Annotated in this window: 1 protein-coding gene; it reads left to right on the top strand. The window is 46.8% G+C overall.

Going from position 1 to position 203, the window contains the following annotated elements:
- The coding region (locus tag CCAND38_RS11945) for a hypothetical protein (RefSeq protein ID WP_042343915.1) at window positions 1-203 on the top strand (203 nt) is incomplete at both ends.

The raw sequence follows: 203 nt of genomic DNA, 5'->3' as shown, positions 1-203 counted from the left end.
GTAAACACGGCTACTCAAGCGGTGGTTTCTACCCAAGCGGAGTATAGCTTTACCGTAAACGAAAATAGCAGTCTTACCGCTGTTTTTGAGGAGGGCGTTTCTACTTACAAGGTAACGGCTAAGAGCAACAACACGGCTTGGGGTAGCGTATCTCCTGAAAATCAAACCCTTAATGCAGGTCAAACGGCAAAAGTAACAGCCAC

The sequence above is a fragment of the Capnocytophaga canis genome (genome assembly GCF_000827555.1).
GTDB classification, from domain to species: Bacteria; Bacteroidota; Bacteroidia; order Flavobacteriales; family Flavobacteriaceae; genus Capnocytophaga; species Capnocytophaga canis.
The sequence above is the reverse complement of the archived record's forward strand: the minus strand, read 5'-3'. Positions and strand labels throughout refer to the sequence as shown.